Source organism: Acinetobacter sp. SWAC5 (assembly GCF_003419885.1).
GTDB lineage: Bacteria > Pseudomonadota > Gammaproteobacteria > Pseudomonadales > Moraxellaceae > Acinetobacter > Acinetobacter cumulans.
Window position 1 is genome coordinate 1 of the sequence record NZ_QUWR01000045.1, and the last position, 9,768, is coordinate 9,768.

The 9,768-nt window shown below is 41.8% G+C and carries 9 protein-coding genes; 7 read left to right on the plus strand and 2 right to left on the minus strand.

Annotation, left to right across the window (positions count from 1 at the left end; all coding sequences use genetic code 11):
* The first annotated feature begins 292 nt into the window (after positions 1-292).
* A complete protein-coding gene (locus tag DYI81_RS17250) occupies positions 293-574 on the plus strand; it encodes a type II toxin-antitoxin system RelB/DinJ family antitoxin (protein WP_035270626.1) in 282 nt (93 codons plus the stop codon).
* Positions 574-894, plus strand: coding sequence for a hypothetical protein (locus DYI81_RS17255; protein WP_104442421.1), 321 nt, complete (start codon positions 574-576; stop codon positions 892-894). Before DYI81_RS17250 ends, DYI81_RS17255 begins: the two co-directional genes overlap by 1 nt.
* A gap of 285 nt (positions 895-1,179) precedes the next feature.
* Here DYI81_RS17255 and DYI81_RS17260 read toward each other — a convergent pair whose 3' ends face one another.
* Positions 1,180-1,797: a MarC family protein gene (locus DYI81_RS17260; RefSeq protein ID WP_104442422.1), complete on the minus strand. Its 618-nt coding sequence runs from the start codon at positions 1,795-1,797 to the stop codon at positions 1,180-1,182.
* Positions 1,798-1,809: 12 nt separating this feature from the next.
* A complete protein-coding gene (locus DYI81_RS17265; protein WP_104442423.1) occupies positions 1,810-3,870 on the minus strand; it encodes a choline transporter in 2,061 nt (686 codons plus the stop codon).
* A 545-nt stretch (positions 3,871-4,415) separates the two neighbouring features.
* Between DYI81_RS17265 and betI the strand changes: the two genes are divergently transcribed.
* The 5 genes from betI to DYI81_RS18000 all read left to right on the plus strand — a co-directional run bounded on the left by betI (position 4,416) and on the right by DYI81_RS18000 (position 9,595).
* Positions 4,416-5,042: a transcriptional regulator BetI gene (gene betI / locus DYI81_RS17270; protein WP_117008160.1), complete on the plus strand. Its 627-nt coding sequence runs from the start codon at positions 4,416-4,418 to the stop codon at positions 5,040-5,042.
* Positions 5,035-6,507 (plus strand): betaine-aldehyde dehydrogenase, encoded by a 1,473-nt coding sequence (gene betB, locus DYI81_RS17275; RefSeq protein WP_117008161.1) that lies wholly within the window; start codon positions 5,035-5,037, stop codon positions 6,505-6,507. The genes betI and betB overlap by 8 nt, the downstream gene beginning before the upstream one ends.
* A gap of 115 nt (positions 6,508-6,622) precedes the next feature.
* Positions 6,623-8,287: a choline dehydrogenase gene (gene betA, locus DYI81_RS17280; RefSeq protein WP_117008162.1), complete on the plus strand. Its 1,665-nt coding sequence runs from the start codon at positions 6,623-6,625 to the stop codon at positions 8,285-8,287.
* Between the two features lie 321 nt (positions 8,288-8,608).
* Positions 8,609-9,151 carry an ISNCY family transposase gene (locus DYI81_RS17285; RefSeq protein ID WP_228155379.1) on the plus strand — a complete coding sequence of 181 codons (543 nt, stop codon included), beginning with the start codon at positions 8,609-8,611 and terminating at the stop codon, positions 9,149-9,151.
* A 198-nt stretch (positions 9,152-9,349) separates the two neighbouring features.
* Positions 9,350-9,595 (plus strand): hypothetical protein, encoded by a 246-nt coding sequence (locus DYI81_RS18000; protein ID WP_171356380.1) that lies wholly within the window; start codon positions 9,350-9,352, stop codon positions 9,593-9,595.
* The last annotated feature ends 173 nt before the right edge of the window (positions 9,596-9,768 follow it).

Here is a 9,768-nt window from a genome sequence, read left to right on the forward strand (position 1 = left end):
AGCTCAGAAAGCTGTTATTGAACAAAGATATTTAAATCCTGTTCTTGACTCTTGCAGTTAAAAACAGGACATTTTAAATGGTTTATCGCATAGACATTTTAATTGGTGAATAGCAGCATTTGTTAGAACCCATTTAAAGTGTCTATATTCTCACCAATAAAAATGTCCGGTCTATGATGCACATCAACAGCTACTTGGACACCAATTCTTATTAAGAATGGACACTTACTATTTACTTGTTTGGTGTCACTTTATGCCGTAAAATGGCATTGAAAAGATTAAGAGGTGTTAAATGTCTACGCTAATTAAAAAAAGAGTTCAATATACTGTGGATGAGGCAATCTCAGAATCAGCAGAGTACATAATCAAAAAAGTTGGGCTAACCCCTGCATCTGTTTTTAGTATGGTTATGGCTGAAATTGCTAAAACAGGTCGAATTCCTGTGAGTAATCAAATAAGTGATGATGATTTTAATACAGCACAGCTCATAGCCCTGAGCCATAATATTCCGAGTGTAAAAGTATCCGATACAAAATCTGCTCAAGAGTTTTTAAATGATGATGGTGGATACTAATGGCACAGGACTTGTATTGGGCTTACGTTGGTTTTACAGACATAGCAGATGGTAAAACCCGTCCTGTTTTATATATTCGACAAACAAAAAAAGACTACATCGTATTCCGTTTAAGCAGTCAATATGACAATAAATCTGACTTTATTAAAAGTAAATATATTGAAATTACAGATTGGAAATCGGTTGGACTAAGTAAAAAATCATGGATTGATACTGTACAGACATATCAATTGCCAATTGATATGACAAAATTAACTTACATTGGTAAACTTTCTAAAAATGACTATGAACGATTAATTAATCATCTTAAAGAGCAATAACTGTTTGTCCAGATTAGCACAATACTTAATGATCATTTAAATATGAATTTGCAGTAAAAAACCAGCAGAATCTTCGCAGCTGATTTTAAACAGCATCAGGTCGAACTTTATCTGCAGCCAGACACATCGGTGGGCGGTGGGACTAACAGTTATGTTTTTGGAAGATGTGTAGTAAAGGTCGACCTACTAAGCAAAAAACAAGTGAAATCCGCAAAAAAAAAGTCGCCTAAGAGTATTGTCTTTTAGAATCCACCACTTAAGCTAAGCGAAAGTGGTGGGAGTATGTCAGTACGTTTCTGTTAAAACACCTAAAACCCCATTAATAATCATATCTACCGCAATAGTCCCAATCAGTAAGGCTGACAGTCGCCCGACAATATCAACATAACGGTCAATATATTTGGCATGCTTATAACGCAAATGGTCATGCGCAAATTTCATTAAAATCATCAAGCCACAGGTCAACGCCAAAGTCAGAAAAATAATCATCGCTGCGCCGCTGATTGGCAGTGCCATACCTGTCACCACAGCAGCACTGATGGTTCCTGGACCAATCATAAAAGGCATCGCAATGGTTCCTGCCAAATGCTCAGGCGCACCACGCATTTCACCAATGGTATCTGCTCCCTGAAACACGTAGCGATAACCAATCACCAAGAAGATCAGACCACCAAATATTTGAAAGGCTTCAAAGCGTACATTTAAATATTTACTAAAAATCGCTTCCCCACCCCATGCGAACAGCATAAATACTATAAAAGCAATGAGACAGCCCTGAATCAAGGCTTTATTAAACACTTTAGCTTCGGAGTTCCGAATCATGCCAATCATGTAAATACTCATTAAAAACGGATTCAGCAATGAGAAAAACAAAGCAAAAGCATGTAAATATGAGGTCAACATGGTTCCTCCTAATTATCCTTGAGGGTCTGGAAATAAGGGACGATTCCCTGGACTGATTCGATTGATATGTAAGAAGGTCATATGGCGCTCATAACGATCCAGCACATCATTAATCACTTGCTCTTTGGTATAACCAACAAGGTCGTTGCCTTGAGAACCTTCATACAAATAAGTTTCAAGACGGTAGTAGAAGCGTTTACCCAGTTTGCCTCGTTCACTAAAGGTCGGAGCGATATAACGTACTGGCCAAATTTGATAGACAAAGTTTTGTTCTTCTTCCAAATGAATCATCAAATCTAAATGATATAGATTTGAGTCTTCTTCTAGCGCACTTTCTTGAACACTGATGTCGATACCACGTTTTTGCATTTCCTCGGCAACCGCCATCACCGCAGGCCGGCAGATGTCATCGAGCATACGCCGAGTTTCAGTTGTTCCTGGATGGTGCATGACTCGGGACAAACGCTTTTTCCAGTTGAGGATGTCGACATTGCCCACCACGGGTGCAGCATTTAAACTGCTACTAGCTTGTCGATAGTCTTCTAAACGCAATGACTTATACAAACCTGCCATGACCAAGAACATCACAAAACTAAACGGCAACCCCATAATGATTGTGGCATTTTGTAGTGCCGTAATCCCGTTAGCCATCAACATTGCAAGGGTTAATAAACCAATCGCTATGGCCCAGAATACACTCAACCATCGCGGTGCATCATGATCGACATTGGTAAATTGAGTGGTGAAATTACCCAACACCAGCGCACCAGAGTCCGCCGAGGTCACATAAAATAGTAAGCCAGTAATTGTGGCTACACCTGCAATAAACGGAAACCATGGATACTGAGCCAGTAAGTCATAAAAACCATGTGCAGGATTTGCAATCACACTCTGTGCAAGGGCTAAGTTACCATCAAAAATCACACTATGTAGTGCACTATTTCCAAATATTGATAACCACGTGAGTGTGAAAAACAGAGGAATAATGAGAGTTCCGCTAACAAACTCACGAATGGTTCGACCACGTGAAATCCGTGCTAAAAACAAACCTACAAATGGTGACCAAGCCACCCACCATGCCCAAAAGAACAATGTCCAACTGTTCATCCATTCTTTCGGTTGTTCAAAGGCAAAACTTTCCAAAGTCATACTTGGAAAACGGTTAATGTAGTCCCCAATATTTTGCACAAAAGCATTCAGTAAAAATTCGGTATTGCCTAAGAACAAAATAAACAGCATCAAGCCGACAGAAACATAAATATTAATCTCGGAGAGAACTCGCAGTCCCTTATTCACCCCTGAAGTCACTGAAATAATGGTCATTACCACCGCAACCACAATTAATGCGGTTTGCATCCAAAGGTTTTCAGGTAAATCAAACAACACATGTAAGCCATAGTTCAGTTGTACTACCCCAATCCCGCAGGTCGTAGCAATACCAAAAATAGTACCGATGACCGCAGCGGTATCGACACTATGACCGATCGGCCCATGAATCTTATTACCAAAGATCGGATATAAAGCAGATCGAATGGTCAGTGGTAAGTTATAGCGATAACTAAAATAGCCCAATGCCATGCCAATCAAGGCATACATACACCATCCCGTTAGACCATAGTGAAACAGCGTCCACACCATGCCTTGACGTGCAGCCTCTAGGGTCTGCCCCTCACCCACAGGTGGATGCATATAGTGAGATAAAGGTTCCGCCACCGAGAAGAACATCAAATCGATGCCGATCCCAGCTGAGAACAGCATTGCAGACCAACTTAAAAGGCTAAATTCAGGTTTGGAATGTTTGGGACCTAATTTGATATTGCCATAGCGAGAACAGGCAATGAAAATCACAAAGACCATATACAAGGTCGCTGCGAGTAAGTAATACCAACTAAAAGTTGAACTCACCCAAGCCAAAACCATATTTAAGGTTCGGTTAGCAAAGTCATTAAACAAAATGGTGGTAACAGAAAAAATTAAAATAATGAGAGCTGAAATATAAAAGACCACACCATTTAAACGGTCTTTAGGCGCTAATGTTTGATCATCAACTGCTCTTGGATTATCTGTTGCCATACAATCCTCAAGAAAGTAAATAAAAAAGACAAAAGACAATTTTTAAACTTCTCGTGGTCGAGAGCTTAAAAATCGACTAACGAAAACGACAGTATTTTTATCAGAAATAAAAACGCTATCTTCTTTAAACCCGAAGGTCTAAATCAATTATGAGGTGCATTTTCTACACAGTTTTAAAATGTGAGCCACCCTTGTTCATTGATATTTTGATAGGAATCCTACACATATCTCCCCTCAAAATGACTATAAGAGCTTTCTCAACTCGAAAAAAGTATAAAACCGTAAACCTATAGCTCATCAGCTCACTTTTCTGAATGATGTTCTGCAATTAAACCCTTATGTTACATCCTTTTGATAAATAAACAGTTATGTGGAACATCCAAAGCAATTTAGCAGTACTTTGCTTTGAATTTAACCATAAGTGTACTCATTATTGATTGAACGTTCAATCAATAATGAGTATTATAAAAAAATGCTATGATGCTTTCCATGTAAGTTATTGAATCTAACACCTTTAAATTTAAGGCAAATTGTTTTGGATTGTCATGAATAAACGTAGAGTAAAACCTGAGCATGAGCGCCGTGAAGAAATCATTAATGCTGCCTATGCAGTCATTTATGAAGTGGGCTTATCCAATACCACCATTGCTCAAATTGCAAAAAAAGCACAGCTTTCTACCGGCATTGTGAGTCATTATTTTGGTGATAAACAAGGTCTCATACACAGTTGCATGCGTCAAATGCTCAATGTCTTAGCCAAGACCACGGCGAGTTATAAAGTAAAGGTGGCGCAGCCCAGTCCAGAACATTCGCTCAAAGCCATTATTGATGCCAACTTTGACATCAGTCAGGTCAACAACACTGCTATGCGGGTTTGGCTGGATTTTTGGTCTGCCAGTATGCACCTACCCGACTTAGGTCGACTGCAAAGAATTAATGACCAACGTCTTTATTCAAATTTGAAGTTTCATTTCTTGCAACTCATGCCGAAGTCACAAGCAAGCCAAGCCGCTAAAGGGTTAGCAGCACTGATTGATGGCTTATGGTTACGTGGGAGTTTAAGTGGTCATCAAGCATTTGATCGTGATTTGGCACGTTCTATTGCATACGACTATGTCGATATGCAACTTCGCTTAATTCAACAGATACGGCAGGAACAACAAAATGAATGATGTACAGCTTCACTCGCTTTATATTCACGGACAATATTTCAATGCCACCAGTGATCAAACCTTTGACAGTATCAATCCTGCTACAGGTCAGGTCATTGCCACTATTCAGCAAGCATCCAAAGCTGATGTCGATGCAGCAGTGCAAAGTGCTGTACAAGGGCAGCGTGAATGGGCTGCCAAAACAGCGGTCGAACGTGCCCGTATTTTACGTCGTGCAGTCGATATTTTACGCGCACGTAATGACGAGTTAGCTCGCCTTGAAACACTCGATACAGGGAAAGCCTTCAGTGAAACTTCTACTGTGGACATTGTCACTGGTGCAGATGTTTTAGAGTACTACGCAGGACTTGCAACGGCCATTCAAGGTGAACAAGTACCACTACGTGAAAGTAGTTTTTTCTACACACGCCGTGAACCTTTAGGTGTAGTGGCAGGGATTGGTGCTTGGAATTATCCAATCCAAATAGCACTTTGGAAATCAGCTCCGGCTCTCGCCGCAGGGAATGCCATGATTTTTAAACCTAGCGAAGTGACCCCTCTTACCGCCTTAAAGTTGGCAGAGATCTACACTGAAGCAGGCGTACCTGCTGGTGTTTTCAACGTGGTACAAGGTTTTGGTGCTGAAGTGGGTCAATGGTTGACTGAACACCCCGACATTCAAAAAATTTCGTTCACAGGTGGTGTGGCAACGGGTAAAAAGGTTATGGCCAGTGCTGCGGCTTCTAGTCTCAAAGAAGTCACCATGGAGCTCGGTGGCAAATCACCTCTCATTATTTGTGCAGATGCCAACCTTGATCGCGCAGCCGATATTGCGGTAATGGCGAACTTCTTTAGCTCAGGTCAAGTATGTACCAATGGCACCCGTGTATTTGTACCACAAACCCTCAAGGCTGCATTTGAACAGGCTGTGATTGCACGTGTAAAACGTATCCGCATAGGTGACCCGATGCAGGCTGAAACCAACTTTGGACCTTTAGTCAGCTTTCCGCATATGGAAAAAGTCTTGTCTTATATTGAGTCAGGCAAACAACAAGGTGCGACTTTATTGATTGGTGGACAACGTGGAACTGAAGCAGCACTTGCTCAGGGCGCATATGTTTTACCTACCGTGTTCACCGACTGTCATGACGACATGCACATTGTGCAAGATGAAATCTTTGGTCCAGTCATGAGCATTTTAAGCTATGACAGTATTGAAGAAGCTATTCAACGTGCCAACAACACCAGTTATGGTTTAGCTGCGGGTGTGGTCACACAAGATATTTCCCAAGCTCATCGCATTATTCATCAGCTTGAGGCAGGCATTTGCTGGATCAATACTTGGGGCGAATCCCCTGCTGAAATGCCTGTGGGTGGTTATAAACAGTCAGGGGTCGGACGTGAAAATGGCATTACCACACTTGAACACTATACCCGCATCAAATCGGTTCAAGTTGAACTAGGCGAATACCAAAGTATTTTTTAAAGTCTGAATTTTAGCTAGCTAAATCCCTACTTCCTTTTTATTTTTTTTTCATCCTCAACTCAACATGTGGCCACGTTCTCATGCAACGTGGCCCTGCCATAGAAAAAGGATCATTATGCATTCTCAACACTACGATTATATTGTTATTGGCGCAGGTTCAGCAGGTAATGTACTGGCTGCTCGTTTAACCGAAGACCCAGATGTTTCCGTGCTCTTACTCGAAGCAGGTGGTCCCGATTATCGTATCGACTTCCGTACTCAGATGCCTGCTGCCTTAGCCTATCCCTTGCAAGGTCGTCGTTATAACTGGGCGTATTTAACCGACCCAGAACCTCATATGAATAACCGCCGCATGGAATGTGGTCGCGGTAAAGGCTTAGGCGGTTCGTCCCTCATTAATGGCATGTGCTATATCCGTGGTAATGCCATGGACTTAGAACAATGGGCTAGCTTGAAAGGCCTTGAAAATTGGAGCTATGCCGACTGTCTGCCTTACTACAAAAAAGCAGAAACCCGTGATATTGGTGGCAATGACTATCATGGCGATGCTGGCCCTGTTTCTGTCGCCACGCCTAAAGCAGACAATAATGTTTTATTCCATGCCATGGTTGAAGCAGGTGTGCAAGCAGGCTATCCACGCACTGATGATTTAAATGGTTATCAACAAGAAGGTTTCGGCCCAATGGATCGAACCGTGACCCCCAAAGGTCGACGCTCAAGCACAGCACGTGGCTATTTAGATATGGCCAAAGGTCGAGCGAATCTAACCATTATCACCCATGCCATGACCAATCAAATTTTGTTCAATGGCAAACAAGCGATTGGTGTTGAATATATTCAAGGTGCTAATCAAAACAACTTACTTCAGGTCTATGCCAATAAAGAAGTCCTACTCTGTGCTGGAGCGATTGCATCACCGCAAATTTTGCAACGTTCGGGTGTTGGTTCAAGTACTTTACTTCAGTCTCTCGACATTCCAGTGGTGCATGACTTACCGGGTGTCGGTGAAAACCTGCAAGACCATTTAGAAATGTACTTACAATATAAGTGTAAGCAACCTGTTTCTCTCTACCCTGCTTTAAAATGGCAAAACCAACCTGCAATTGGTGCAGAGTGGTTGTTTAACGGAACAGGGATTGGAGCAAGCAATCAATTTGAAGCAGGTGGCTTTATTCGATCCTCCAAAGAGTTTGCTTGGCCAAATATTCAATACCACTTCTTGCCTGTTGCAATTAACTATAATGGCAGTAATGCCGTCAAAGAGCATGGCTTCCAAGCCCATGTCGGTTCGATGCGCTCACCTTCACGCGGTCGAGTACATGTGACATCTAAAAACCCTTTCGACCATCCAAGTATTTTATTTAACTACATGTCGACCGAACAAGACTGGCAGGAATTTCGTGACGCTATCCGGATTACTCGTGAAATTATGAACCAACCTGCACTTGATCCTTATCGAGGCGAAGAAATCAGCCCTAGAAAAGATGTGAGTACCGATGCTGAATTAGATGAATTTGTGCGAAATCACGCTGAAACTGCTTATCATCCATCCTGTAGTTGTAAAATGGGCGAAGATGATATGGCGGTAGTCGATGGACAAGGTCGTGTACATGGGATGCAAAATTTACGTGTTGTTGATGCGTCGATTATGCCGCTGATTATCACAGGTAACTTAAATGCAACCACCATTATGATGGCTGAGAAAATCGCGGATCAAATACGTGGTCATCAAGCCTTACCACGTTCAACTGCTCCATTTTACCGCGCCGATATTGATTGACATAATCAACCCACTTTCGTTTTACCTCAATTAGTGGAGTCCTGCAAATCAATCGCGATAACGTTACTTTGCGAAAGGTGAAATACTTTTAAGACAGGAAAGTGATTGGGGTGAAACGATTTGGTATCTATAAAGCAACTAAAAAAATGAATGAAAATTAATACGAGTGTTTTATTTATTAAAATCAAGATGTCTTTCCATTATTCCTGAACATCTGGTTGGATTTGGACCCAACTTGGCGCATGAAAAACTCAGCAGCATGTTTGACCTGAATATCCCGTTAGAAACGCTTCGGAGCTGGATGACGGCAATGACCTCTGGATTCCACGATCCAAGCGCCTTAAACGTCCATATCAGCCACGTTATAACCGGGATTGCTTCGGTGAGCTGATCCAGATTGATGGCTCATATCATGACTGGTTTGAAGGCCGTTCCGCGAAATGCTGCTTGCTGGTTTATCTCGATGATGCCACTAGAAAGCTGTTACATCTACGCTTTTGTGAGACGGAAACGACCTTTGACTATATTCTTTCCCCCGAGTCTACATTGAACAATACGGCAAGCCTCTGGCCTTTTATATATAGCGATAAACATTCGGTATTCCGAGTGAACCAGAAATCGAGCCAGGACAGCAAAATCACGCAATTTGGCCGGATTCTGAATGAGTTAAAGATTGATATTATCTTTGCCAACTCACCACAGGCTAAAGGTCGCGTAGAACGCGCGAATAGAACCCTTCAAGACCGTTTGATCAAGGAGATGCGTCTGGAAGGCATCAGTTCAATTGCCAAAGCCAATGCCTGGCTACCCTGCTTTATTGAGCAGTTCAACCAGAAGTTTGCCAAGTGTGCGCGAAATTCATAGAACTTACATCGTCCGCTAACAGAATCTGATGCTGAGCTGGAGGATATATTCACCTGGCAGGAACCGCGTAAGGTCACGAAGAACCTCACCATCACGTATGACAAGTGTATTTATCTGCTTGAACCGACAGAGCTAAATCATAAGCTTGTTGGGCAATACATTTCATTTCTGGAGTACCCGGATGGCACTGTAGCGATCATGCATGAAGGACGGAAGATCAACTACAGTATTTTCAATAAACTGGCTAGACTGCAGCAGAATGAAGTAGTTGAGAATAAAAGATTAGGTGCGGTTCTGGCCCATATCCAGCAACAACATGAAGAGTTGGAAAAACAAAATAAAAGTTCCCGTGCCAAGAAAAGTATGCCGAGTCGTAAAGCTCAGAAAGCTGTTATTGAACAAAGAAATCTAAATCCTGTGCTTGACTTGGAAATGTCCATATAGGACATTTCTATTTGGTTATTAGGTAGGACATTTCTACTTAGGAATAACAGAGAGCTACCAGCTCTCGTTTTTTGTTATGGAAACTGCTAAAATTCAAATACGCCATTGACGTATAAAGAGTCCATGTTATTTATTGAAACCAGCATCTTTACCAAGCAAATTAAAGACCTTGT